Raw genomic sequence first — 26,013 nt, forward strand, 5'->3', positions numbered from 1 at the left:
AAGGTCGTCTGAAATCGGATATGGGTTTTCAGACGACCTTTGTTTCTCCTTGTAAACACATAAAGGAACAGAAAACATGTTAGCCATCATCGGCGGCAGCAGCCTGACCAAGCTGCATGAACTGAGCATCACCGACCGTAAAATCGTCCGCACCCCCTACGGACTGACCAGCAGCCCTGTCTTAAGCGGCAAACTGGGCAGTCAGGACATCATCTTCCTCGCGCGGCACGGCTTCGGCCATACCGTCGCGCCGCATGAAATCAACTACCGCGCCAACATCTGGGCGTTGCATTCCATAGGTGTGGAATACATCGTCGCCGTTTCCTCCGTCATCAGCATCAACGACCGCTTTGAAAACGGCGCGCTCGTCCTGCCCGACGATTTGATCGACTACACCTACGGTCGTAAAGACACCTTTTTTGAAGGACAGGAAGAACCGGTCGTACACACTGATTTTCTCGACCCCTACACCGCCGGACTGCGCGAAAAAATCGTCGAACACGCGCAACAGCACCAAATGCCTTTATACACCCAAGCCGTTTACGGCTGCCTGCAAGGCCCGCGCTGGCCGACCCGCGCCGAAATCCGACGTTACCGCCGCGACGGTGTGGACGTATTGGGCATGACCGGAATGCCCGAAGCCGTCCTCGCCCGCGAACTGGGCATAAAATACGCCCACTTTTGCGGCATCACCAACATCCGCTGCCTCAGCGGCGAAGCGACAGATACAGGCTGCGACTTGGAAACTGAGCTTGCCATCGGCAAAATCCGCCGCCTGCTTGCGGGTTTGTAAAAGCTGAGGGAATGAAAAAAGTATGATTTTTGAAATTTCTCAAAAACATTCATCAATCCTTTTTCAAGCTATTAGAGATGCTGAAGATTTTGCCAAAGAATTAAATATTGATGTTTACAAATGCCATATTGAATTTCATGAGAATATTCTTTGCAAGGATTTGCCATGCTATTTGATTCATTTTTATGAAGAAATAGTCAATACGAGTTGGATGGATGTTTCTACTTTAAATGACGTCTGTGTGTATATTTCAATGGAAAGTTGCCAAACTATTTTACTGACTCAAAGTAGATAATTTGAATACATATCCTATGAGTAATAAGCCGTCTCCAATCCTGACATAGTGTGTGTACAGAATGTACACACACTATGTTGAGGCTTCTCCCTTTATACTTCAAACCATGCAAAAAGGTCGTCTGAAAATTTTCAGACGACCTTATCATTAAGATAGATACGGCAGAAACAATTTGGCATTCAAACCAACACTTCAGTCCTTCAGCAAATAACAAACCAATAAGACAGAACCGCTTATTATCCGCCGATTCATGATTCCGGCTTATCCGCCGCCGTTTTTTTCTTACGCGTGCGACGGCGTTTGCGATTCGGTTTGCCATCCGCACCATCGCCTTGCCCGTGTTGCCGGCGCTGTTGTGTGGCAAGCGTCATTTCTGCGCGGGCTTCCGCATCCGTATGTTGGAACTTCGTCCACCATTCAACCAAATCCCGCTCCACTTCGCCGACCTCTCCGCGCAACACAAGAAAATCATAAGCTGCACGGAAACGCGCTTGTGCCAGCATTTTGTGCGGACGTGCGCCGCGTGTGAAGTCGAATTGCGGCTGAAGTTGCCAAATTTCCCGCATGGTCGCGGCAAATCGCTGCGGCACGCCCCAACCTTTTTCCACCGTCTCGCGCATGGTGTTCATGGCTTCGGACAAAGCATGGGCGGGCTTTTGACCGCGTTTGATGTTGTCCTGCCAATGTCGGTTCAAAACCGGCCACAATACGGCGGCGAGAACAAAGCCCACCGACACGGATTTGTCCGCGCGCAAACGCTCGTCCGTATTTTTCAAAGCCAGCGAGATAATGCGGTTTTCAGGTTTTGCAGCCGATTTGAGCGCAGTCAGAAGCGGATGGACGTCGTCTGAAACGCCGAGAGTATTCAATCGTTTCAGACATTCTCTGGCATAACCGGAAAACAGCAGCTTCATGATTTCGTCAAACAGACGCGCTACGGGTTCGTGTTTCAGACGACCTGCCTGCTCCGGAATCGGCGCGGCGGTGTTTTCTTCCACTTCAAACCCAAGTTTGCCCGACAACCGCACGGCACGAAGGATGCGGACAGGGTCTTCCTGATAACGTTCTGCCGCATTGCCTATCATCACCAGCTTGCGGTCGGCAATATCGCCGACGCCGTGGTGAAAATCGACGATTTCTTCTTTAATCGGGTCGTAATAAAGCGCGTTGCAGGTAAAATCACGGCGCATAGCATCTTCTTCCATGCTGCCGTAAGTGTTGTCCTTCATAATCCTGCCGTGCGCGTTCTGTTGCACCTTGCCGCCGCCCCTGAAGGTCGTCACCTCTATGGTTTCGGGACCGACCATGACGTGGACGATTTGAAAACGTCTGCCGATGATGCGGCTTCTGCGGAAAATCTTATGAACCTGCTCCGGCGTCGCATCGGTGGCGATATCGAAATCTTTAGGCTCGACACCCAGCAACAGATCGCGAACCGCCCCGCCGACAACATAAGCCTGAAAACCTTCGTCATGCAGACGGCGGACAACCTTTTCCGCCGCGAAACTCAGCATATCCGCGCTGATGTGGTGTTTGTCGAAAGGAAGGATTTCCTTCGCCACAGGCACTTGCTTCGGCTGCTTTCCGGGCAAAACTTTATGCAACCATTTTTTCAACATAAACTACTCTTTCCAAAATAAAAAGAGGTCGTCTGAAACCGGCGGCAAAGCCTTTGCGCAATATTCTGCCGGAAATACGGGCAAAATATTATGCAAAGGCTTCAGACGACCTGCCGTATCGCATTAAAAAATAAGGCGGCATTATACCCGAAACACCATAAGCCCTGAAAATATAGTGGATTAACTTTAAACCAGTACGGCGTTGCCTCGCCTTAGCTCAAAGAGAACGATTCTCTAAGGTGCTGAAGCACCAAGTGAATCGGTTCCGTACTATCTGTACTGTCTGCAGCTTCGTCGCCTTGTCCTGATTTAGTTAATCCACTATATAGTCAAATATCTAAAAACCGTAACGGCGTTATCAGTTATAATAAAAGGCTGACGCAAACCCGCACGGAGCCGTACCATGTATCACTACAAATCCGAAGCCACCCAATTCCTAGACAAACTCATCAAAGACAATCCGCAGCTGGAAACACAACGCCTTGAAAACCGTCATTTGTTGTGGGATGTCGAGCTGAATCCTCAAGAACAAAAAGAATTCGAAGCCGCCAAAGTCGCCAAAAAACCTTATACCTACTACCAAGACTGACGGCCAAACGGCATGACCACCCAGACACACAATATCAATCCGGCGCTGCAAGACTACCTCAACAGCATCGGCGAAAAAGAGCATCCCGCCCTGACCGCCCTGCGTTCGCGCACGCAATCCCACCGTTTAGGGAAAATGGCGATTGCCCGCGAACAGGCAGCCTTGCTGACTTGGCTCGCGCGCCTGCTCAAAGCCGAAAAATATCTGGAAATCGGCGTATTTACCGGTTACAGCAGTACTGCAGTCGCCCTAGCCCTGCCCGAACACGGCAAAATTACCGCCTGCGACATCAACGTTACCTTTACCGATATCGCCCGTGAAACTTGGCAAGCGGCAGGGGTAGGACACAAAATTTCGCTACACCTGCAACCCGCCCTTTTGACTTTGGACGACCTGATAGCGCAAGGAGAAGCAGAAAGTTACGACCTCGCCCTGATCGATGCCGACAAACCGCCCACACCGCAATATTTCGAACGCTGCCTGCAACTGGTTCGCAGCGGCGGCGTTATCGCCATCGACAATGTCCTGCTGAACGGGCGCGTTATGGGTAAAGCAGAACACGATGCCCCGCCCAGCCTAAACATACTCCAGTCCTTCAACCGCAACCTGCCCGACGATTCCCGCATCGTACCCATTACCCTGCCCGTCGGCGACGGTCTGACTTTGCTGCTTAAAAAATAAAATGAACAAAACCCTTCCCATCCTGTTTGCCGGCATCCTCCTGCTCAACGCCTGCGCCTCTACCGCCCCCAAACCCAAATCCGGCGACACCTTCATGCTGCCCGATATTCCCACCGCCGCAGCCGAATCCTCCGCCATTCCCTATCCCGATTTGAACACGATGACTCAAATCGAACGCTTGGGTATGCAGGTCGAACGTTTGGAGCGCGAGATGGAAAACACCAACCAGCGCCTGCAACAACTTGAAAAACAAAACAAAACCCCGCGTCACACCAATAGGAAAGTGCCCGCCCAACGTTTGGACGACCAAAAACTCAAAAGCACCTATCTGGCAAACGGCGGCACCGCACCTTCAGAAGCCGACTCCGCCGACCAAAACGAAACCCGTCTCTACAACCAAGCCCTCAAATACTATCAGCGCAACAATTACGCCGCAGCGGCCGCAGTCTTAAAAGGAGCAGACGGCGGCAACGGCAGCGAAAGCGCCCGACGCAATATGTATCTGTTGCTGCAAAGCCAACAGCGCATGGGCAATTGCGAATCCGTCATCGAAATCGGCGGACGCTTCGCCAACCGTTTCCGCAACAGCCCGCAAGCCCCCGACGCGCTCTTCAGCATCGGGCAATGCCAATACAAGCTGCAACAGAAAGACATCGCCCGCAACACATGGCGCAAACTGATACAGAGCTACCCCGGCAGCGCCGCCGCCAAACGCGCCGCCGTCAGCATCAAGCAACGATAACTTTTCAGACGACCTCCCATATTCAAAGGTCGTCTGAAATCATTCATTGAATAACGTTTTATACACCAGGAGTAAATATGGCCAAAATCGGCATCATCATGGGCAGCAACAGCGACTGGCCCGTCATGCAGCAGGCAGCGCAGTTTCTCAAAGAGTTCGGCGTCGAATACGAAGCCCGCGTCGTGTCCGCACACCGCACCCCCGATTTAATGTTCGAATACGCCGAAACCGCCCGCGAACGTGGCATCAAAGCCATCATCGCGGGCGCAGGCGGCGCGGCACACCTGCCCGGCATGGTTGCCGCCAAGACCACCGTCCCCGTATTGGGCGTTCCCGTGCCCAGCAAATACCTGCGCGGCGAAGACTCCCTGCTCTCCATTGTACAAATGCCCAAAGGCGTTCCTGTCGCCACTTTCGCCATCGGCGAGGCAGGAGCCGCCAACGCCGCCCTGTTCGCCATCTCATTGCTTGCCAACGAAAACCCCGAGCTGGCGCAAAAACTTGCCGATTTCCGCGCCAAGCAGGAACAAACCGTTTTAGACATGGAGCTGCCTGAGGCATAACCATCGAGTTCATCTGAAAGGTCGTCTGAAAATGGGGTAAACGAAATCAAAGATTTTTGTTTACCCCATTTTCAGACGACCCTGTTTCATCACACAATCCTCTGAACGACAATGAACAAAACTTTTGCATTCTTTCTACTCTCCGCCCTACTCTGCGCCTGTCAAAGCCCAAGCAAACCGCCCCAAGCGACTGAAGCAGTCCCCACCCGACAAGCACAAGCCACAACGGGCAACCTGATTATTTTCTACGATGAAGGCATCGGCTCAGGTTCATTGATGAAGGCAGTGAAAGACTCCGGTGCGAGCTTGGTTTACGAATACAAAAACCTGCACGGCATTGCCATCCGTCCAGCCGCCAACACCAATATTCAAGATGCCATTGCCTATTTCCAAAAAGTAAACGGCGTATTGTCAGTCGAACAAGACCGACTGATGAAACTTCAATAAAGGTCAGCACTTAAATCAGCACATCTTTTAGAAGCCGATTATGTTTGAAGCTTTTATGATAGACTGATTTTTTAGTTTACAATATCTATTATCTATTGCCTTCCTTTCAGGCAGGAATACGTTATAAAAAATACACAGAAAAAATAAAACGAATGGGAGCATGATGGCAAACCGTATTTTCAGTATAAAATTTATAAAACCAATTAATTACCTCATTTTATTGCTACTTATTTCGTTTTCATTTCTCCTTAATACTGATGAATTTTACATCATAGACTATATAACTGATGGGGATGTCTATAATTTATCTGGTTTACAAGGTGAAATAAACGACAACCCCATGATTATTAAATTATTTTTGATAATAAACAATATTTCTATTCTATTCTTTCTATTAGGAAGAAAGTTTATTGGCATTTTCTGTTTCATCCTTACAGCGTATTTTTTTGTCCATTTAATAGGCGACCTAGATTTATTGTTTCATATCATTTACTCAAGTATAAAACTTAAAAATTTATGGCTGATTTTAATACTCGTTTTGTATTTTTTACTGTGTTTGATTAACTTTTTCCCCCTGTTCAGTTCTGTGAAAAAATAAAAAAAGGTCGTCTGAAAACCCAAAATCCGGTTTTCAGACGACCTCTTTGCTTTTTAAATTCAAATCAAGCCATTTAAGCTCAAATCGTACCGCTGCCTTGCGCTTTCGGTTTAGCAGAACCAAATTCCAGTTTGCTCAAGGCGGAGAGGTAGGCTTTGGAAGTGGCGACCAAAACGTCGGTATCCGCGCCTTGTCCGTTGACGACGCGGTTGCCGCGCGCCAGCCGCACGCTGGTTTCGCCCTGACTTTCCGTGCCTTGCGTTACGGCGTTGACAGAGTAAATCTGCAAAGTCGCACCGCTTTGCGCCACGCTCTCAATCGCTTTGAAAATCGCGTCGACAGGGCCGGAGCCGGTGGCGGAAGCGCGTTTTTCTTCACCTTTGATGCTGAACACGATGTCGGCGCGCGGCTCTTCGCCGGTTTCGGTGCTGATTTTTTGGGAGATGAATTTGTAGCTTTCGGCGCCCATGCTGCCCATTTCGTCGGACACCAGCGCGTGCAGGTCTTCATCGAAGATTTCGCGTTTTTTATCGGCGAGTTCTTTGAAGCGGGCAAACGCGGCGTTCAGCGCTTCCTCACTTTCCAACTCGATGCCCAAATCCGCCAGTTTGCTGCGGAACGCGCTGCGGCCGGACAATTTGCCCAAGGTCAGGCGGTTGGTTGACCAGCCGACCGATTCGGCAGTCATGATTTCATAGGTTTCGGGGTGTTTCAACACGCCGTCCTGATGGATGCCTGATTCGTGTGCAAAGGCGTTTGCGCCGACCACCGCCTTGTTGGGCTGAATCGGATAGCCGGTAATGGTGGACACCAGTTTGGATACCGGCACGATTTGCGTGGTGTCAATGCCGGTTTCCAAGCCGAAAAGGTCGTGGCGCACTTTCAAAGCCATCACGATTTCTTCAAGGCTGGCATTGCCCGCGCGTTCGCCTAAGCCGTTGATGGTGCATTCCACCTGACGCACGCCTGCCTGAACAGCGGCCAGCGAGTTGGCAACTGCCATCCCCAAATCGTTGTGGCAGTGGGTCGACCAGACTACTTTGTCGCCGTTGGGCACGCTTTTGATGATGTTGCTGATACGCTCGTACCACACGGAAGGGATGGAGTAGCCGACGGTATCGGGAATATTGATGGTGGTCGCGCCCGCTTCGATAACCGCCGTAAAGATTTTGGCGAGGAAGTCCAAATCCGAACGCACGGCGTCTTCGGCGGAAAATTCCACATCGTCGGTGTATTCTTTGGCGATTTTCACTGCTTTGACCGCCGCATCAATGACCTGCTGCGGCTTCATTTTCAGTTTGTGCTCCATGTGGATGGGGCTGGTGGCGATGAAGGTATGGATGCGTTTTTTCGGCGCGGGGGAAACGGCTTCGCCCGCTTTGCGCACATCGTTTTCAACGGCACGCGCCAGCGAGCAGACTGTGGATTTGGTGATGATTTTGGCAATCGCATTGACCGACTCGAAATCGCCCGGGCTGGCTGCGGCAAAACCCGCCTCAATCACATCCACACCCATTTTCTCCAACTGGCGGGCAATGCGGATTTTCTCCTCTTTGGTCATGGATGCACCGGGCGACTGCTCGCCGTCGCGCATGGTGGTATCGAAAATAATTACGCGGTTGGTCTGTGTCATTTCTGTTCTCTCCAGAGATTCGTTTTTTTGTAAAAAAGCATTCAAATCCAGCGGCCTGCCTTGCGCTTCCGCCAGCGCGGTCAGCTTTTGCAGTTGCGCCAAAGGCAGCGACCCGCGCGTGCGCCATTTATAGATGGCGGCAGTTGTTGCGGCATTTTCGGGGTCGTACTGTTTCAACGCTTCGGCAAGTGCATTCACGCCGCCGAAATAAGCAACTAAGCGGTCAATGTCTAATTGCATGATGTTCCTTGTCCAAACTTTATCGAAATTATGGTTTGCTTTGGAAGGGGATTATACGCATTTTAGACAAAACGACAATCTATTTTTCTAAAAATACGGATTTACTTTTTAAATCCAGAATTATTTTATACATTTTGTCCAATTTTATTTCAATATCTGAGTACAAAAAGGCAGGCGACACATAACTGCCCCTAAAAAATGAATAGGCATCACTGCCCAAACTACGCTCGCTTATTTTGAATGTCCTGCACACCATAACGGCAATACATCGTAAGCCGAAATATATAGTGGATTAAAATAAAAATGAGACAAGGCGGCAACGCCCGCCGTGTACGGGTAGTACATAAGGGCGTTGGCAACGCCGTATCATTGCAATTTTAATCCACTATAGTAAACTTGCCGCCGGTTTCCCTTCCTCCTTCCCGCCATGTTTCCCATTATCCCCACCGACCGCGCCGCTGCCGAATGGCGCAACGAAAGCACGCAGAAGCCGCCCAAACAGGCGGTTTATGTGCATGAAAGCAATGCCGCCGATATTCTGAAAAACGCCCACGCCCAAACGGCAACCGTTTGGACGGGCGATTTCCACAACGCCAAGCAAGTGTTGGCGGCGATGAAAAAACGCGTCCGCAGGCCGTCTGAAAAAACAAAAAACACGCTTGCCGATATTCAGACGACCTTCCACACCCACCGCATGAAACAGGCGCAGCAAAGCCGTGTGTTGAACATGCTTGCCGTCGAAATCGGCGCGGGTTTTCAGTTAAGCAACCCGCGCGCGCCCGACGTCCGCGCCGCCCTTGCCGATGTGTCCGCCGAGCCAAACGACACGCCGTTTTTACTGCCGCTTAACCAGCTTTTGGGCTTTATCGGCGCACACGAATGGCACAAAAAAGGCATAGACATTCCGCAGCTTGGCGGCAAAATCCATGTTCCCTTCGGCGTGTTCTCACCCCTGCGCGGCGAATATTTGGACTTAATCGCCCAAGCGCCGTTGAATCCCCATATTCAGACGGCGTTCGACATCGGCACAGGCTCCGGCGTTATCGCCGCCATCCTCGCCAAACGCGGCATTCCCGACATCACCGCCACCGACACCAATCCCAAAGCCATCGCCTGCGCAACCGCCAACCTCGCCCGCTTGGGGCTGGACAAACAAGTCGCCGCCCAAGCCGTCGATTTGTTTCCCGAAGGACGCGCCGACCTGATAGTCTGCAACCCGCCGTGGCTGCCCGCCAAACCGACTTCCGCCGTCGAAACCGCCCTCTACGACCCCGACAACGCCATGCTGACCGCCTTCTTAAACGGCGTGCGGCAGCATTTAAACCCGCAAGGCGAAGCGTGGTTAATCATTTCCGACTTGGCGGAACATCTGCACCTGCGCGACCGCGATTTTCTGGAACAATGTTTTCAGACGACCTCTCTAGAAGTGGTCGATATTCTGAAAACCAAACCGCACCACCGCAAAGCCGCCGACGAATCCGACCCGCTCGCCTTCGCCCGCAATCGGGAAACCACTTATCTCTATCGTTTGAAAGCGAAGTCCTGATATACAATTAGGTCGTCTGAAACCCGTTCCTGCCATTCCCATGCAACTGATCAAATACCTCCAATCCCAAGGCATAGGCAGCCGCAAACAATGCCAGTGGCTGATTCAAAACGACTGTGTCGAAATCAACGATACGGTCTGCAACGACGCCAAAGCCGACATCGATCCCGCCGAAGTCCAAACGCTGCGCATAGACGGCGAAGACATCGTCGTCGTGCCCATGCCTTATTTTTATATCCTGCTCAACAAGCCCGCCGATTACGAAACCTCGCACAAACCGCAGCAATACCCCAGCGTTTTCAGCCTTTTCCCCGACCATATGCGCAATATCGACATGCAGGCGGTCGGCAGGCTGGATGCGGATACGACGGGCGTTTTGCTGATTACCAACGACGGGCAGTTCAACCACCGCGTTACCTCGCCGAAACACAAAGTACCCAAAATCTACCGCGTTACCCTGAAGCATCCTGCCGATAACAGCTTGTGTGAAACGCTGAAAAACGGCGTCCTGCTGCACGACGACAACGAAACCGTCCGTGCTGCCGAAGCCGTTTTGGAAAATCCGACCACCCTGCTGATGACCATTACCGAAGGCAAATATCATCAAGTCAAACGCATGGTCGCCGCTGCCGGCAACCGCGTCGAACACCTCCATCGGGACGAATTTAACGGACGAACGGTAGAAAATTTAGCCTCAGGGGAGTGGAAATTCATCACAGTTTGAAAATTTTGAAGTTTTTTCAAAAAAATTTTAACCATTATGATTTTTTTATTTGTTTAAAAACATGATGATATGATTGTTAAGATGTCATTAACTAAACTTAACGTCATCATTCGTGAACTATTATATAATTCGCGTGTCTGAGTAACACTTGCTTCGAGAGAAGTGAGTAAGTGAGTAAGACGTTTTCCCCGTAATGTGTTTGGCCATCTATACTTTTCCCCTTAGTATAGATGGTTTTTTTTATCTGCGATTTTCTCAGTCCCCTTCCCCAGTATCATTTGAACCGTCTCCCTGCATCCTATTGAATTCCCGTTCAGACGACCTTATCATCAACCCATTCCCATTTTTCCCGCAGAAACACCATGCAAAACATCCAAGACTACGTCCGCCGCACCGCGTCCGCCGCCAAGCAGGCTTCCTATATTGTCGCTGCCGCCGAGACCGCACAAAAAAACGCCGCGCTCCTGCGCGCCGCCGAACTCATCAAACACCATCAAACCGCCATCCTCGCCGCCAACGCTCAAGATATGGAACAAGCCGCGCAGAAAGGTTTGAATGACGCCCTGCTCGACCGCCTTCGGCTGAGCGAAAAAACCATAGATGCCATGTGCGAAGGTTTGCGCCAGATTGCCGCCCTGCCCGACCCCGTCGGCGAAATGGACGAATTCCGCACCCGCGAAAACGGCCTGCAAATCGGCAAAATGCGCGTCCCGCTGGGCGTTGTCGGCATCATTTACGAATCCCGCCCCAACGTAACCGTCGATGCCGCCGCCCTCTGCCTCAAATCCGGCAACGCCTGCGTCCTGCGCGGCGGCAGCGAAGCCTTCAACAGCAATATGGCGCTCTCCAAACTGATTACGCAGGCGTTAGTTGAAAACGGCCTGCCTGCAGCGGCGGTCAGCCTGATTGAAAACACCGACCGCGAAAGCGTCGGCGCCATGCTGCAAAGTCCCGAGTTTATCGACGTCGTCATCCCGCGCGGCGGCAAATCGCTGGTTTCCCGTATCGCCGCCGAAGCCCGCGTACCCGTCATCAAACACCTCGACGGCATCTGCCACGTCTATATCGACCGTGCCGCCGACGCCGACAAAGCCGTCAACATCGCCTTCAACGCCAAAACCTCGCGCTACGGCACCTGCAACACCATGGAAACCCTGCTCGTCCACCAAAGCCGCGCCGCCGAAATCCTGCCCGTACTGGCGGAGAAATACGCTGCCCGCGACGTCGAGCTGCGCGGCTGCCCGCGTACCCTGTCAATCCTGCCCCACATTCAGACGGCCTCTGAAGAAGACTGGGACACCGAATACCTCGCCCCCATCCTCTCCATCAAAATCGTCGACAGCCTCGAAGAAGCCGTCGCACACATCAACACCCACGGCAGCCACCACACCGACAGCATCGTAACCGAATCCTACACCGACGCCCGCACTTTCCTGCGCACGGTCGACAGCGCCAGCGTCATGGTCAATGCCTCCACCCGCTTCGCCGATGGTTTCGAGTACGGCCTCGGCGCGGAAATCGGCATCTCTACCGACAAAATCCACGTCCGCGGCCCCGTCGGTCTGCACGGATTGACTTCGCAGAAATGGATTATCTTGGGTGACGGACAGGTACGTTCGTAATCCATCGCTTTCTTGAGAGATAAACCGATAAAAGGTCGTCTGAAAAACAGTTTTCAGACGACCTTTTTTACTGCAATGGCAAATCTTGTCGCTCTTTCTTATAGTGGATTAAATTTAAATCAGGACAAGGCGACGAAGCCGCAGACAGTACAGATAGTACGGAACTGATTCACTTGGTGCTTCAGCACCTTTAGAGAATCGTTCTCTTTGAGCTAAGGCGAGGCAACGCCGTACTGGTTTATAGTTAATCCACTATGTTTTGCGGAAACGCAATATCGGCATACGGCTGTCATCAATTCAAACTATTCCATTATAATCATTCAAATTTCCATAACGGCTTAACCGCAATCCGATACGACGATTTTAAGTTTGATGTATCCGCGCTCAGTATCTGCGCCCAAGAGGTCGTCTGAAACCACCCCGATTCCCATAAATCATCATCAAAAGGAAACCAGCATAATGTCGGACAAACCCGCTCTGAAGGACGAAAAACCGCGCAAGCCGTACCTTACGCTGCTCTTTACCGTTTACGCCTTGTGTTACGGCGTTTTACTCGTGTTTCTCACCGTTCAGCTTGGCGTAGCTTCCGGCGCAGTGGCGGCTTTTTTTACATCTATGCTCTACGGCGGTATTTTCGGACTGGTCGCCGGCAGTCTGGCTACTGTGGCTGCAATGATTACCTATTCGCTCTATATGCTCGGCTATATGCTGGTTTGGGGCATATTTACCGGTCTGATGATGACGCAGCTGCGTTTGCGTAGAAACCTGAAGCATATCTTGACCGCCATGCTCATCAGCTTTGTCTGTTCCTACATAGCCACGATATTGTTTGCGTTGTTTTTGTCAAAAGATGTAGAGATGCTGTTTACTTCTTATTTCAACGAAATAACGGCATTCAGCCTATTGAATGCGTTTGCCGTTATTCCTTTTGGGCTGGTGTTTTTACCTAGTGAAAGCGGGTATAAACGGGAGCGTGAAATTGCCGTGAAAACCTTAAAGGCGGGCATTCATACGGGGCAAGTTATTTTTGAACATGCAACTGAAAAAAAGGTATTTTCTCCTACCGCTGGTGGATTCTGCTTGCTTTTGCTTTGGCAGGCACGCCGATTTTCCTGACTTGCGCCCTCCTGATGCAGCCGGATTCCGCCTTCCCCGACGTACAGGCTTGGAGCGCACACTTTATCCCGATGACTTTCTTTGGTTTTGCCGCCATGGTGGCAAGCGGTTTGACGGCAATGCTGATGCGTCTGCGCAAAGACCAAAAAGGCATTTTGAGCTGCCTTGCCCTATCGTCTGCCTACTTCGGCGTTATGGTTTATCTGCCGCCCATCAAGAATCCCGATTTGAACCCCTACGCCCATTTGCTCAACCCGTATTGGCTGCTGGTGGCTTGGCTGATATCGGTCGGCGCCTGCATTTGGCTGTCGTTTAAGAAAGTAGATAGAAGTAATGGCTCATAACACTGACGAGGGGTCGTCTGAAAGGCGTTTCAGACGACCCCTTTGTCCATTTTATCGCCGCCATTTTTCTTGTCCAAATACACACAAATCTTTCCCAATTTGAAACAATCCCCTGATTTTGTTATTATTCCTTCAAACAAAGAAATAATCATCATCCATTTTGTCTCACCCGGCCCTCATTACGGCTCATTCATCTGTGCGTTTTTACTCTCTTTTTCCCTTGTTTTTCGTCCGGCAGGACGGTTTAAACGCCATTCGTTTTTTGTCTGCGTTTTATAGTGGATTACCAAAAATCGGGAAAGTCTCGGACCCTGTCCGACAGACCATGTTTTATTCCCAGTTTTTGTTAATCAACCATATACGGCCTTGCGCCCGCGTCCGCCTGCCTCACCATCCCAAAGGAGGTCAAGGTTTGTCTTTATTTCATTTCTTACGCAACCGCTCTTCGTTCAATCCCTTCGTTGTTTCCGTTACGCTGTCCTTCGTGCTGCTGGTCATCAGCATCGCACTTTTGGTGCCTCAACAGGCGGAAACCGTCCTCAATGCCGCCAAAACGGGCATTTTCAAAAACTTCAGTTGGTTTTACATCTTGGCGTTTTCAGCCTTCTTCTTCTTCCTGCTCGCACTTTCGGTCAGCAGCTTCGGCAACATCAAGCTGGGCAGTAACGAAGAAGAGCCTGAATTTAGCTTTTGGTCTTGGCTCGCCATGCTGTTCGCGGCGGGTATGGGGGTCGGGTTGATGTTTTTCGGCGTCGCCGAACCGCTCACCCACTATCTGTCCCCAATTACCGAAGGCGGCAGCGGCGCAAGGCAGCAGGATGCGTTGCTCCACACCCTCTTCCACTGGGGCGTACATGCCTGGTCGGTTTACGCCGCCATGGCGTTGGCGCTCGCCTATTTTGCCTTCCGCTACAAACTCCCGCTTTCCCTGCGCTCCTGCTTTTATCCGCTGCTAAAAGAGAAAATCGACGGTAAGGCAGGCGACATCATCGACATACTCGCGCTGGTCGCCACCCTGTTCGGCATCATTACCACGCTCGGCTTCGGCGCGGCGCAGTTGGGCGCGGGTTTGGCACAAATCGGCTGGATAAGCGAAAACACTTTTTCCGTACAAACCATCGTGATTTTCGCCGTCATGGGTTTGGCAGTCGCCTCCGCCGCCTCCGGCATAGGCAAAGGCGTTAAAATGTTGAGCGAGATGAACTTGACCCTTGCCTTCGTACTGATGGTTTTCGTCCTCGCCACCGGCCCGACCCTCCACCTGCTTTCCGCTTTCAACGACAATCTCGGTACTTACCTGAGCAACCTCATACAACTCAGTTTCAAAACGTACAGCTACGAACAAAACCATACTGAATGGTTCGGCGGCTGGACCATCTTATACTGGGCGTGGTGGTGTTCTTGGGCGCCTTTTGTCGGACTCTTCATCGCCCGCATTTCGCGCGGACGCACCATACGCGAATTTATTTTCGGCGTTTTGGCAGTTCCCTCCTTGTTCTGCGTCATCTGGTTTACCATCTTCGGCGACACCGCCATTTGGATTAACGACCACGTCGCAGGAGGCGCGCTCGGCGCATTGACCGGCACGCCTGAAAAACTCCTCTTCCGCTTCCTCGAATACCTGCCGCTGCCGACTATTACCGGATTCATCAGCCTGACGGTTATCGCCCTATTCTTCATTACCTCCGCCGACTCCGGCATTTACGTTCTCAACAACATCGCCTCCCGCGACAAAAGCCTAACCGCTCCGCGTTGGCAGGCAGTGATGTGGGGGCTGTTGATGTCAGCCGCAGCCATCGTCCTCTTGCGCTTCGGCGGACTGCCCACCCTGCAAACCATGACCCTCATCGTCGCCCTGCCTTTCGCCATGCTCATGTTGGTTATGTGTTTCAGCCTCATGCGCGGACTAAACGCCGACCACAAATACTTCAGCACCGCCGTTACCGCTTCCAGCGTCTATTGGAGCGGCGACAACTGGCAGGACAGGCTCGAGCGTATGCTGAACCAAACGCAGGAACAAGACATTCTCAAGTTCCTCAAAACCACCGCCCTGCCCGCCATGCGAGAACTGGGCGAGGAGCTGTCCGACAAATACAGCCTGAGCGTCAACATCCAAACCCACTTCGACCGCGAAGAGCCTGCCGTCGAATTTACCATCCACAAAGAGTCCCTGCGCGACTTCATGTATGGCATTAAAACTATCAAGCGCGAAGTGTCCGAACAACTTATCAAAGACGGCCACCTCCCGCACATCCGCCACAACGTAACCTACGAGCCCTACACCTACTTCTTCGACGGCCGCAGCGGCTACGACGTGCAATACATGAACCGCCGCGAACTCATTGCCGACATCCTCAAGCAGTACGAGCGTTACCTCAACCTCCTGACCAATGTCGGACAAGAACTCATGTCACACCAGCAAACCGAATTGGCGGAATAAGTTTTGTTTGAATAAGTTGTAACCAAGGTCGTCTGAAAACGGATTTCCCGTTTTCAGACGACCTTTTGTCATGTATCTACCCCCGTAGCGTGGGCTTTGCCCACGAAAAACCACCGCCCAATCCATCTTTAAAAAAACCAAATAAAAAACGTCGTCTGAAAACCCAAGTCCGGCTTTTCAGACGACCCCTTTTGCCATCATCCGTAACACAATCTTTCCCCCGCGCAAACCGCTTCATTATAGTGGATTAACTTTAAATCAGGACAAGGCGACGAAGCCGCAGACAGTACAGATAGTACGGAACCGATTCACTTGGTGCTTCAGCACCTTAGAGAATCGTTCTCTTTGAGCTAAGGCGAGGGAACGCCATCCTGGTTTAAAGTTAATCCACTATATCACCCGACAGCGTTAACCCGACCGAAGTCGTCTGAAAAAAAGACCGAAACCGAGTACAATCCGCCACATGAAAAAACGCTCCAATCCCCTCCCGCTTTTAAACGGCGTCAAACCCAGCTATTTGGTGCTGCCGCACGAAAAATTGTTTTACGGCCTGCCCCTGTTGCATTTCCTCTGCGTCCGCTTTCCCTTCGTCGGCGAAAACGACTGGCGCAGGCGCTTGAACAGCGGCTTCGTCGTCGATGCAGACGGCGTGCCGTTTGACGAACACACGCTGTTCGAGCCGGGCAAAACCATGTTTTATTACCGCGAAACCAGCAGCCAAGATGAACCGACCATCCCGTTTGAAGAAAAAATCCTACACATCGACGACCATCTGATTGTCGTTGACAAACCGCATTTCCTGCCCGTTATCCCCAGCGGACGTTTTCTGCGCGAAACCCTGCTCACCCGCCTGCGCCTGCGTCCGGAATTGCAACATTTGAACGTAACAGACATTACGCCGGTTCACCGCTTGGACAAAGATACGGCGGGCGTGATGCTGTTGTCGCACAATCCTGCCACACGCCGCGATTATCAAACGATGTTTCAAGAAAAAAGCGTCCGTAAAACTTATCACGCCATCGCGCCGACGCGGACGGATTTGGTGTATCCCTTAGATGTCGCTTCACGCATGGTACGCGGGGAACAGTTTTTCACGACGCAAGAAATCGAAGGCGAGCCGAACGCCCATACAACGGTCGAATTGATTGAAAACCGCGGCGAATTCAGCCTCTACCGACTGACGCCGCATACCGGAAAAAAACACCAGCTTCGGGTGCATATGATGAGTTTGGGTATGCCGCTGCTAAATGACGCGCTTTATCCCACCCCTTTGGCGGCGGGGGATGAAGATTACGAAAAACCTTTGAGATTACTGGCAAAACGGATTGAGTTTACCGACCCGATCAGCGGAGAAGAACGGATGTTTGAAAGCGGATTTGAACTGTAAGGACTTTGCCATCGTTCCATGCGATTCCAAAACAAAGGTCGTCTGAAACCATTTTCAGACGACCTTTTTACATCAACTCAGCTTATTTCGAACTGCTGCCGAACAAGCCTTTGAACCACAATACGATATCATCCCACATCCGTCTGAACCAGCTGCCTTCTTCAACGGAATGCAGGGCGACGACGTTTTTCTCGGTAATGACTTTGCCGTCTTTGACGATTTTGAGTTTGCCCAAGCTTTGACCTTTGCGGATCGGGGCGACAACGGGCTGGACGGTTTCTAAAATCGGTTTGATGTTTTGTCCGGCATCGTGGGGAATCGTGATGTACACGTCTTCCAGGAAGCCGACGTTCACCGATTTGCTGCTGCCTTTATAAACTTTGACCTTAGAAATGATTTCGCCGCTGTTGTAGAGCTTGGGCGTGTCGAATGCCTGCAATGCCCAGTTGAGCAGTTTGCCGCTTTCGGAAGCGCGGGCTTCGGTGGACTCAGTACCTACGACGATGGACACGATGCGTCTGCCGTTACGTTTGCTGGACGCGGCAAGGTTGTAGCCTGCGCTTTCGGAATGCCCTGCCTTCAAGCCGTCCACGCTGGAGTCGCGGTAGAGCAAAAGGTTGCGGTTGGGCTGTTCGATATTGTTGTATTTGAAGGATTTAATCGAAAATACGGGATAGTATTTCGGATAATCGTGTATCAGCGCGGCGGACAAAATGGCTAAATCGCCGACGGTGGAAACGTGGCCTTCGGTAGCCAATCCGGTCGGGTTTTTAAAGTGGGTTTTGGTCATGCCCAAACGCTTGGCTTCTTCGTTCATTTGTTGGACGAACACGTCCACCGAGCCTCCTCCCATAGCTTCGGCAAGCGTGGTGGCGGCATCGTTGCCGGATTGGACAATCATGCCTTTAATCAAATCACTCACGCTGGCGGGGACTTTGGGATTGAGGAACATCCGCGAGCCTTCGATTTTCCAGCCTGCGTCAGACACGGTCAGCATTTGGTCGGCGCGCAATGTGCCGTTTTCCAAAGCCTTGAACGTGAGGTAGGCGGTCATCATTTTGGTCAGCGAAGCCGGTTCGATCTGCGTGTCGATATTGTTGGAGGCAAGCACTTGATGGCTGTGCAAATCGGTAACAATGTATGCGGCGGCGGCAATGGCAGGCGGCGCATCGGGGCTGTTGATGCTGGGCATCATGGCTTCGGGCTGGGACGCGGCGGCAGGAGCCGGCTCGGAAGCGGCAACTGCAGAGGCTGCGTTGTTTTTAGCCGCTTGCGGCGCGGCTTGCGCGGCGGTAATCATCATCGCCGCGATCAATACGGATAATGTTTTTTTCATTGGAATGTGGTGCGGAAATAGAAATAAAAACAACCGCGTCGTGCGGTTTGGCGCAAAAGGCAATCATTATACCGCCGCATCTTCGCTTTGCTAAGATTTTTCTTGATTTCAGACGACCTCGAGGGTATGGTTTTACCTTTCCGCCGTTTTGTTGACAAAGTTTGACGCGGACGGCAGACACTCCTTTCGAAAATACTCCTCCGGCACACAAAACCATGAACAACCGCCCATCTTATTCCGATTACCTCATCCGCATCCTGACCGCCTCCGTTTACGACGTTGCCGTCGAAACCTCGCTCGAACCCGCAATCGGGCTGTCGGGTCGTCTGAACAACAACGTCCTGCTCAAACGCGAAGACCTGCAACCCGTGTTTTCCTTCAAAATCCGCGGTGCGTACAACAAAATGGCGAAACTGCCCAAAGAAGCGCTCGCCTGCGGCGTGATCGCTGCCAGCGCGGGCAACCACGCACAAGGCGTCGCACTTTCGGCACAGCGTCTAGGCTGCCGCGCCGTCATCGTTATGCCCGAAACCACGCCCCAAATCAAAATCGACGCCGTCAAAAGCCGCGGCGGCGAAGTCGTCCTCAAAGGCGTTTCCTACAACGATGCCTATGATTACGCGATGGAATTGGCAGAAAAAGAAAAACTGACCTACATCGCCCCGTTTGACGACCCCGACGTTATCGCCGGACAAGGCACGGTCGGCATGGAAATCGTGCGCCAACGCCCCGACGACATTCACGCCATCTTCGTCCCCATCGGCGGCGGCGGACTGGCGGCGGGTGTTGCCGCATTCGTCAAACAAGTTCGCCCGAGCATCAAAGTCATCGGCGTACAAACACAAGACTCCTGCTGCATGAAACAATCCGTAGAAGCCGGAAAAGTCGTCAGCCTCAAAGATGTCGGCCTCTTCTCCGACGGTACCGCCGTCAAAGTCGTCGGCGAAGAAACCTTCCGCCTCTGCCGCGATCTCTTGGACGACATCATCACCGTTGACACCGACGCCATCTGCGGCGCCATCAAAGACATCTTCGACGACACCCGCAGCATCACCGAACCCGCCGGCGCGCTCGCCCTTGCCGGCTTGAAAACCTATGCCGCCCGCAACCGCATCCAAAACCAAACCCTCGTCGCCGTCACCAGCGGCGCCAACATGAATTTCCACCGCCTGCGCCACGTTTCCGAACGCAGCGAATTAGGCGAAGGCAACGAAGGCATTTTCGCCGTAACCATCCCCGAAGAGCGCGGCAGTTTTCTCAAGTTCGTCAACCTGCTCGGCAGCCGCAACATCACCGAGTTCAACTACCGCTACGGCGATGACCAAAAAGCCCACATCTTCGTCGGTCTGCAAACCGCAGGTTCCCAAGACCTCGCCGTCATCAGCCGCCAACTGACTGAAGCCGGGCTGCCCAATGTCGACCTAACCGAAGACGAAATCTCCAAAATCCACATCCGCTACATGGTCGGCGGACGCACAACAAAAGTCGCCCACGAACGCTTAATCAGCTTCGAGTTCCCCGAACGCCCCGGCGCGCTCGCCCGCTTCCTCAACCATATGCAGGGCGGCTGGAACATCACCCTCTTCCACTACCGCAACCACGGCGCCGACTACGGCCGCATCCTCGTCGGCATCGACGTCCCGACCACTGACGATGAAGCATTCGAAGACTTCCTCGAAAGCCTCGGTTACAGCTATCAGGACGAAACCCAAAACGCCGCATACCGCCTCTTCCTCGCTTGATAGGAATGTGCAATATGAAGGTCGTCTGAAAACCTTTTTTATGGTTTCAGACGACCTATTCTTTCAATACAGCAGGACAATGTTAAATTCCAAAACTCCAAACCCATAAAAATAGCGCGGAGCGGATTATTCACTCTCTTTAAAATCCGGTTTTCTTTTAAAACAAGACAACGCAAATCCCTCTGTTTTCAAAACAACCCTAATACCGCCATGAACAAAACTTTCTTCCCCCTGCTCTACCTGCTCGTATCCCTCCCAATTTATGCACAATATGCCGACTACGATAAACCTGAACATTGGAAATTGATTCATACCGACGAATCAAAAGGATTCCGCATGTACGGCAACAGCTTTATCCGCCTGAACACAGAAAACAGAATGATGATAGAAGGACGCCACCATCAAGCCAAACCGTTGAAATATTCGGGCAAGTTTTATACTAAATCACGCTTCATATACCGCATCGATTGTCAGAACAAAACAGGCACAGTGGAAGAGTTTTTCTTTCTGGACAATGAAGGGAATATTCTCGAGCACTCCCTCGTGGATACCCTCCCTGTCGACATGATGCAAACCCCGCTTTCAAAGAAATTGCTCGAATTCACATGCATGTAAGCAATCAGAATTTTATAACACGACAAAGCATCATCAAATCATAAAGGTCGTCTGAAACCCTGTTTGATGGTTTCAGACGACCTTTATGATTTGTACAGAATCGGTTTACAAATAAATTTCTACCAAGAAGGAAATACAGGCTGCAACTTGCTATACCAACTGTGCAGCTTGATCTTCACACACAATCACAGCTTCCAGCCCTACCGATGATGAAATATAGTAAAAATCATATGATTCATGCCGTCTTTGTTCTACATAAAAACTGATGGATGGAAACGACTCAATCAACCATTCAGGACATGATTGATTGTGATACGTCTGAATATCAAAAATAACATTCTGCGTACCGATATTATCAAAATCAAAAAACACTACATCCTGAAAATCCAATATTGAATCATCGTCGAGGAAAAATTTTAGGATTTGTTTTTTTTCCTTATAAACATAGCCGATAATTTCTGCGTCGTGATAATCCTTATCAAAGTTTTTCATACTCTCCTCACTAACCTAAAGCTATACGTGCATCTTCCGAAAAAACTGATTTATCTTCAATTAGCTGCTTAAGATACAATTTAATGAAAGGCAGTTTCCGATGAAATGTCAAAACTTGGAGTGCAGCACTGGTTATTAACTCATTTTCATTTTTCTGGATGACATTCATTGCAAATTCTGCTTCATTAACAGTTATTGGCGCTCTTTTTAAAATACTCAGCGCCTCAATTCTAAGATAAATATCTTCATCAAGATTCTCAAAAAAATCAATTATTTTTTCAAAAATATAACCATAATCAAATTCGCCTATATACACCCTTAAAATGCTGAATGCTTCATGGCGGGCAATATCGGATTCTTTTGAACTTAGACCGATATCCAAAAGAAAATTCGCCAACTCCTCAGACATATCCTCATCAGCGTAATTTTGTAGAAATTCTTCTTTCTCTCTGTCATTGTCAAATTTTTGATAGGATGATTTAAATTCTGCACCATTCATAATAATGATCTCAAAAATATTTTTTGAATTTAATTTTAGTCCCAATTTGATTAACTTATCAGACACATATTCAAATTGCTGATAATACTCGACACGACTGACTATACCGCCCCTATTTTTGGGATTCAACCTTTGTTTTCAGACGACCTTCCCATCTCATTTGGCTTCTGCCCTATAATACCAACCACAAATTTTTACCGTTCCCCCTAAGGACAAATCATGAGCAATTACACCCGCACCTCGCGCGCTGCCGACAGCCTGCGCGACATCAAAATCACTCCGCACTTTCTGCCGCACGCCGACGGTTCGTGCCTGATCGAATGCGGCAACACCAAGGTTATTTGCACTGCTTCCATCGACGAAAACGTCCCGCCGTTTCTTCGCGGCAAAGGTCAGGGCTGGGTTACTGCCGAATACGGGATGTTGCCCGCTTCCACTGCCTCGCGTATGCGCCGTGAAGCCGCGGCGGGCAAACAGTCGGGGCGCACTCAAGAAATCCAGCGCCTGATCGGGCGTTCGCTACGCGCCGTCGTGGATATGGAAAAACTGGGCGAACGCCAAATCCTGATTGATTGCGATGTGATTCAGGCAGACGGCGGTACGCGCACCGCGTCTATTACCGGCGCGTTCGTCGCCCTGCAAATTGCGGCCAACAAGCTGCTTTCAGACGACCTTATTAGTGAAAACCCCATCCGCGAAGCCGTTGCCGCCGTATCCGCGGGCGTAGTAAACGGCGTGCCGCTTTTGGATTTGGACTATCCGGAAGACTCCGGCTGCGACAGCGATGTCAACATCGTTATGACCGCTTCAGGCAAAATCATCGAAATACAGGGCACAGCGGAAGGCGCGCCGTTCAGTTTGGACGAATTGGGCAAACTGATCGCGCTAGCGCAAAAAGGCATTGCCGAATTGACGGCACATCAGCAAGCCGCGCTTTCTTTATAATTACAAATACTTGATAATAAAGAACAAGATCATTAGTTCTTAAAAAACCAAACCGTATTAAATAGCAGATTCAAGGTAAAACTCGTCAAGGTTCAAGCATCTTACTGGCATCTTTACCCCGAATCTGCTTTTTTTCATCTTTAATCAGGTCATTAGTTGAAATTAGGGGAAAAATGTAGGCAATCGGTATAAGCTGTCCAACCTGCTTTTTTGCATCTGAAATTTTAAAAAATCCTGCTTATCCAATACGATATTTATGACAAACGCCATATTAAATCGTCCCTAATTCAGACGAGCGGTCCTAAAACAAGATTAGCGTTAGTTGTATAAATTCAAACACTTATTTACAATATATGGTTCGCTTCGAGTTGCCAAACCTATATTTCGGGGCATCTGAATAATAAAAATTTCAAGGAACACTTATGCCGTTGCTGTCGATTGAATTCGCAGTATTTTTTATTGCTTTTCTGCCTCTTTATTGGGCATTTTTCCGTATGCCGTCGGTGCAGAATATTTTGCTTCTGCTAGCGGGTATGGGTTGGCTGTATCACTTGAATCCTATCTTTGCCGCCGTGATTGCCTGCTATTCGTCCTGCGTGCATTTGCTCGGCCTGTTGATGTCGTCTGAAAACGAAAACATACGGAAATTCTGGCTGGGCTTCGGCGTAGCGACTGCTTTGGCAGTATTGTGTTTCTTCAAATATTTCGATTTTTTCCGCCCGTTTATCCGCCAATACACGGGGCAGAGCGAGATTGTCGATATCTTGATGCCTTTGGGGCTGTCTTATTACACGTTTCAATCTTTGGCTTATTTGGTGTACTGCTGCCGCCATCCGATGGGCGACCGCTTTGCGTGGCATGAGTTGCTGCTGCATTTGAGCTTTTTCCCGACCATTACTTCCGGTCCGATTATCCGCGCGGCGGCGTTTAAGAGCATAGACGGCGAACAGGCGGGGGCTTTGGCGCAGATTCGGACTGCCGAAACGCGCGCATTGGTACGCCCAGCGCTGGCGGTGTGCTTGATTTTGCTGGGCATTGCTAAAAAGTGGTGGTTGGCGGGTGCGCTGGGAGAAGGCTGGGTATCGCCCGTTTTCGAGAATCCCGCCCAATTTGACGGCTGGGGCGTGTTGTCGGGGGTGTACGGCTATACCTTCCAGCTTTTCTTTGATTTTTCAGGCTATTCGGATTTGGTTATCGGGATGGCGATGCTGCTCGGTTTCCGCCTGCCGAAAAACTTTGCCGCACCGCTGCGCGCGTTCAATATCCGCGACTTCTGGAACCGTTGGCACATCAGCCTTTCCACTTGGATACGCGACTACATTTATATTCCTTTGGGCGGCAACAAACACGGCTTCGTCCTGACGCAGTTTAACTTGTTGCTGGCGATGGTATTGTCGGGCGTTTGGCACGGCTACGGCTGGAATTTCCTGCTGTGGGGCGCGCTGCACGGCGTGGCATTAATTTTGCTCAACTGCGGCGACAAGATATTCGGTCGGGACGGTTCACGTCGTCTGAAAATCTTGCGACCGCTTGCCTGGTTCGTCACTTTTCATTTCGTCTGCTTCACTTTCGTCGTGTTCAACACCGGCAGCCTCGCCGATACGCAGATGGTTTTTGATGCCTTATTTACCAACGAAACAGGTTGGGCTGCGCCGAAGCAGGCAGATATCCTGCTGCTTGCCGCGTTTGGTCTGATGATTTTGCTCTACCCGTATTTGCTTCGCCTGTTTGACGGCGCGGTGGCGGCGTTGGAAAAAATGCCGATGTGGCTTTGGTTTATACCGCTGACGCTGGCGTTGGTGTTGATTATCGTATTGGCGCCGTCGGGCATTCCGGGCTTTATTTACGCCGACTTTTAAAAGGACAATCAGAATATGAAACGCTTTATTTCCCTGTTTGCTTCCCTTTTGGTTTGTACCTTTGGCGCGGCGTGGTTCAGCCAAGACTCCATTAATGCCTATTGGCAGCAGACTTATCATCAGGCTTCGCCGCTGGAGCCGTTGTCCGAATACGAATGGTGGCGCACGGGCGCGAAGCTGCAACAAGACGCATACGCCTTTTCAGACGACCTCAAAGCACGTTTGGCAGGACAGCCTGTGATTGCCGAACCGGAACCTCAAATCGCTGAAGACGACGGGTCGTCTGAACAAAATGCGCAGCTCAATGCGTCCGAACCGCACGAAAAAAACCGTCCCGCCAACGGACGCCAAGCTCAAACGGCGCAACACGGCGGACAACCCGAAGCACATCATCTCCCTATTACCCCACCTGCCAATATCGTTCTCGGACAAGGCGACAAAGTCTTTTTTGCGGGCGACTCGATGATGCAGGGCGTTGCGCCTTTTGTCGAAAGAAGCCTGAAAAAACAATACGGCATCCAGTCGGTAAACTTAAGCAAACAAAGTACCGGATTGTCCTATCCCAAGTTTTTCGACTGGCCGAACACCATCGAGCAGACGCTGAAACAACAAACCGACATCCGCCTTCTGGTCGTCTTCCTCGGCCCTAACGACCCGTGGGACTTCCCGAAAGGCAAAAAATACCTGAAATTCGCCTCGCGCGAATGGTCAGAAGAATACCTCAGCCGCGTCAACCGCATCCTGACCGCCGCCGAGCAACACCACGTCCAAGTCATTTGGATGGGCATTCCTTATATGAAACAGGCAAAACTTAACAAGCAAATGCGATATCTCGACAAACTTTTAGCAGACGAGATTAGTCCAAAAGCCTTGTGGATACCGACCGACAAGCTCCTCAGCAACGGCTCGGACACCTACGCCGACTCCGTCAACATCAATGGAAAAATCATCCGCTACCGCAGCAAAGACGGCATCCACTTCTCTGCTGAAGGACAAAAACTGCTCGCGGATAAAATCATGGAAAAAATCGTTTTTCAGACGACCCCTGAAATGAACGGCGAGGAACGCACGGAACAATTATCCGCACGTTAAGCCCGTATCGGCAGCAAAAGGACGGCGTTTTGTTTATCCAATGCCGTCTTTTTC

The 26,013-nt window shown here is 50.8% G+C and carries 24 protein-coding genes; 19 read left to right on the plus strand and 5 right to left on the minus strand.

Annotated features, from left to right (window positions below; all coding sequences use genetic code 11):
• The first annotated feature begins 76 nt into the window (after nucleotides 1-76).
• Both DBZ16_RS02065 and DBZ16_RS14700 read left to right on the plus strand, forming a co-directional pair.
• A complete protein-coding gene (locus DBZ16_RS02065) occupies nucleotides 77-793 on the plus strand; it encodes an S-methyl-5'-thioinosine phosphorylase (protein ID WP_107812753.1) in 717 nt (238 codons plus the stop codon).
• 22 nt (nucleotides 794-815) lie between these two features.
• Complete coding sequence (locus DBZ16_RS14700; protein ID WP_159070281.1) at nucleotides 816-1,088, plus strand: hypothetical protein; 273 nt, start codon at nucleotides 816-818, stop codon at nucleotides 1,086-1,088.
• Between the two features lie 248 nt (nucleotides 1,089-1,336).
• Here DBZ16_RS14700 and DBZ16_RS02070 read toward each other — a convergent pair whose 3' ends face one another.
• Nucleotides 1,337-2,707, minus strand: coding sequence for a polynucleotide adenylyltransferase PcnB (locus tag DBZ16_RS02070; RefSeq protein WP_107812754.1), 1,371 nt, complete (start codon nucleotides 2,705-2,707; stop codon nucleotides 1,337-1,339).
• Nucleotides 2,708-3,110: 403 nt separating this feature from the next.
• Between DBZ16_RS02070 and DBZ16_RS02085 the strand changes: the two genes are divergently transcribed.
• From DBZ16_RS02085 to DBZ16_RS02105, 5 genes are all read left to right on the plus strand, one after another.
• Nucleotides 3,111-3,296: a DUF3460 family protein gene (locus DBZ16_RS02085; protein ID WP_107812755.1), complete on the plus strand. Its 186-nt coding sequence runs from the start codon at nucleotides 3,111-3,113 to the stop codon at nucleotides 3,294-3,296.
• Between the two features lie 12 nt (nucleotides 3,297-3,308).
• Nucleotides 3,309-3,977, plus strand: a complete 669-nt coding sequence (locus tag DBZ16_RS02090) for a class I SAM-dependent methyltransferase (protein WP_107812756.1) — start codon at nucleotides 3,309-3,311, stop codon at nucleotides 3,975-3,977.
• Nucleotide 3,978: 1 nt separating this feature from the next.
• A complete protein-coding gene (locus tag DBZ16_RS02095) occupies nucleotides 3,979-4,719 on the plus strand; it encodes a tetratricopeptide repeat protein (protein ID WP_107812757.1) in 741 nt (246 codons plus the stop codon).
• Between the two features lie 77 nt (nucleotides 4,720-4,796).
• Complete coding sequence (purE, locus tag DBZ16_RS02100; protein ID WP_003778018.1) at nucleotides 4,797-5,282, plus strand: 5-(carboxyamino)imidazole ribonucleotide mutase; 486 nt, start codon at nucleotides 4,797-4,799, stop codon at nucleotides 5,280-5,282.
• Nucleotides 5,283-5,393: 111 nt separating this feature from the next.
• Nucleotides 5,394-5,729 (plus strand): hypothetical protein, encoded by a 336-nt coding sequence (locus DBZ16_RS02105; protein ID WP_107812758.1) that lies wholly within the window; start codon nucleotides 5,394-5,396, stop codon nucleotides 5,727-5,729.
• A gap of 677 nt (nucleotides 5,730-6,406) precedes the next feature.
• On the opposite strand, the gene DBZ16_RS02115 is transcribed toward DBZ16_RS02105, so the two are convergent.
• Nucleotides 6,407-8,200 (minus strand): 2-isopropylmalate synthase, encoded by a 1,794-nt coding sequence (locus DBZ16_RS02115; protein WP_107812760.1) that lies wholly within the window; start codon nucleotides 8,198-8,200, stop codon nucleotides 6,407-6,409.
• Nucleotides 8,201-8,627: 427 nt separating this feature from the next.
• Here DBZ16_RS02115 and DBZ16_RS02120 point away from each other — a divergent pair, with 427 nt between their 5' ends.
• The 7 genes from DBZ16_RS02120 to DBZ16_RS02150 all read left to right on the plus strand — a co-directional run bounded on the left by DBZ16_RS02120 (nucleotide 8,628) and on the right by DBZ16_RS02150 (nucleotide 17,379).
• Nucleotides 8,628-9,746: a methyltransferase gene (locus DBZ16_RS02120; protein WP_107812761.1), complete on the plus strand. Its 1,119-nt coding sequence runs from the start codon at nucleotides 8,628-8,630 to the stop codon at nucleotides 9,744-9,746.
• A gap of 40 nt (nucleotides 9,747-9,786) precedes the next feature.
• A complete protein-coding gene (locus tag DBZ16_RS02125; RefSeq protein WP_107812762.1) occupies nucleotides 9,787-10,470 on the plus strand; it encodes a 16S rRNA pseudouridine(516) synthase in 684 nt (227 codons plus the stop codon).
• A gap of 362 nt (nucleotides 10,471-10,832) precedes the next feature.
• Nucleotides 10,833-12,092: a glutamate-5-semialdehyde dehydrogenase gene (locus DBZ16_RS02130; protein WP_107812763.1), complete on the plus strand. Its 1,260-nt coding sequence runs from the start codon at nucleotides 10,833-10,835 to the stop codon at nucleotides 12,090-12,092.
• Between the two features lie 555 nt (nucleotides 12,093-12,647).
• Nucleotides 12,648-13,208, plus strand: a complete 561-nt coding sequence (locus tag DBZ16_RS16265) for a hypothetical protein (RefSeq protein ID WP_240600140.1) — start codon at nucleotides 12,648-12,650, stop codon at nucleotides 13,206-13,208.
• Nucleotides 13,184-13,552: a hypothetical protein gene (locus DBZ16_RS16270; protein ID WP_240600142.1), complete on the plus strand. Its 369-nt coding sequence runs from the start codon at nucleotides 13,184-13,186 to the stop codon at nucleotides 13,550-13,552. Before DBZ16_RS16265 ends, DBZ16_RS16270 begins: the two co-directional genes overlap by 25 nt.
• 412 nt (nucleotides 13,553-13,964) lie before the next feature.
• Nucleotides 13,965-15,992, plus strand: coding sequence for a BCCT family transporter (locus DBZ16_RS02145; RefSeq protein WP_107813096.1), 2,028 nt, complete (start codon nucleotides 13,965-13,967; stop codon nucleotides 15,990-15,992).
• 463 nt (nucleotides 15,993-16,455) lie between these two features.
• A complete protein-coding gene (locus DBZ16_RS02150; protein WP_107812764.1) occupies nucleotides 16,456-17,379 on the plus strand; it encodes an RluA family pseudouridine synthase in 924 nt (307 codons plus the stop codon).
• Between the two features lie 82 nt (nucleotides 17,380-17,461).
• Here DBZ16_RS02150 and DBZ16_RS02155 read toward each other — a convergent pair whose 3' ends face one another.
• Nucleotides 17,462-18,715, minus strand: a complete 1,254-nt coding sequence (locus tag DBZ16_RS02155) for a D-alanyl-D-alanine carboxypeptidase family protein (protein WP_107812765.1) — start codon at nucleotides 18,713-18,715, stop codon at nucleotides 17,462-17,464.
• Between the two features lie 215 nt (nucleotides 18,716-18,930).
• On the opposite strand from DBZ16_RS02155, the gene ilvA reads away from it, so the two are divergent.
• On the plus strand, nucleotides 18,931-20,457 hold the full coding sequence (gene ilvA, locus DBZ16_RS02160) for a threonine ammonia-lyase, biosynthetic (RefSeq protein ID WP_107812766.1): 1,527 nt from the start codon (nucleotides 18,931-18,933) through the stop codon (nucleotides 20,455-20,457).
• Between the two features lie 210 nt (nucleotides 20,458-20,667).
• Nucleotides 20,668-21,072, plus strand: coding sequence for a hypothetical protein (locus tag DBZ16_RS02165; RefSeq protein ID WP_107812767.1), 405 nt, complete (start codon nucleotides 20,668-20,670; stop codon nucleotides 21,070-21,072).
• Nucleotides 21,073-21,222: 150 nt separating this feature from the next.
• On the opposite strand, the gene DBZ16_RS02170 is transcribed toward DBZ16_RS02165, so the two are convergent.
• Both DBZ16_RS02170 and DBZ16_RS02175 read right to left on the minus strand, forming a co-directional pair.
• Nucleotides 21,223-21,564 (minus strand): hypothetical protein, encoded by a 342-nt coding sequence (locus DBZ16_RS02170; protein ID WP_107812768.1) that lies wholly within the window; start codon nucleotides 21,562-21,564, stop codon nucleotides 21,223-21,225.
• A 10-nt stretch (nucleotides 21,565-21,574) separates the two neighbouring features.
• On the minus strand, nucleotides 21,575-22,192 hold the full coding sequence (locus DBZ16_RS02175; protein ID WP_240600145.1) for a hypothetical protein: 618 nt from the start codon (nucleotides 22,190-22,192) through the stop codon (nucleotides 21,575-21,577).
• A gap of 90 nt (nucleotides 22,193-22,282) precedes the next feature.
• On the opposite strand from DBZ16_RS02175, the gene rph reads away from it, so the two are divergent.
• The 3 genes from rph to patB all read left to right on the plus strand — a co-directional run bounded on the left by rph (nucleotide 22,283) and on the right by patB (nucleotide 25,959).
• The gene (gene rph / locus DBZ16_RS02180; RefSeq protein ID WP_107812769.1) at nucleotides 22,283-23,008 is read left to right on the plus strand and encodes a ribonuclease PH; all 726 of its coding nucleotides are present in this window, start codon (nucleotides 22,283-22,285) and stop codon (nucleotides 23,006-23,008) included.
• A 422-nt stretch (nucleotides 23,009-23,430) separates the two neighbouring features.
• Nucleotides 23,431-24,867 (plus strand): MBOAT family O-acyltransferase, encoded by a 1,437-nt coding sequence (locus tag DBZ16_RS02185; RefSeq protein ID WP_107812770.1) that lies wholly within the window; start codon nucleotides 23,431-23,433, stop codon nucleotides 24,865-24,867.
• A 15-nt stretch (nucleotides 24,868-24,882) separates the two neighbouring features.
• Nucleotides 24,883-25,959, plus strand: a complete 1,077-nt coding sequence (patB, locus tag DBZ16_RS02190) for a peptidoglycan O-acetyltransferase PatB (RefSeq protein WP_107812771.1) — start codon at nucleotides 24,883-24,885, stop codon at nucleotides 25,957-25,959.
• Nucleotides 25,960-26,013 lie beyond the last annotated feature (54 nt).

It is taken from the genome of Neisseria sicca, from assembly GCF_003044565.1.
GTDB lineage: Bacteria > Pseudomonadota > Gammaproteobacteria > Burkholderiales > Neisseriaceae > Neisseria > Neisseria sicca_A.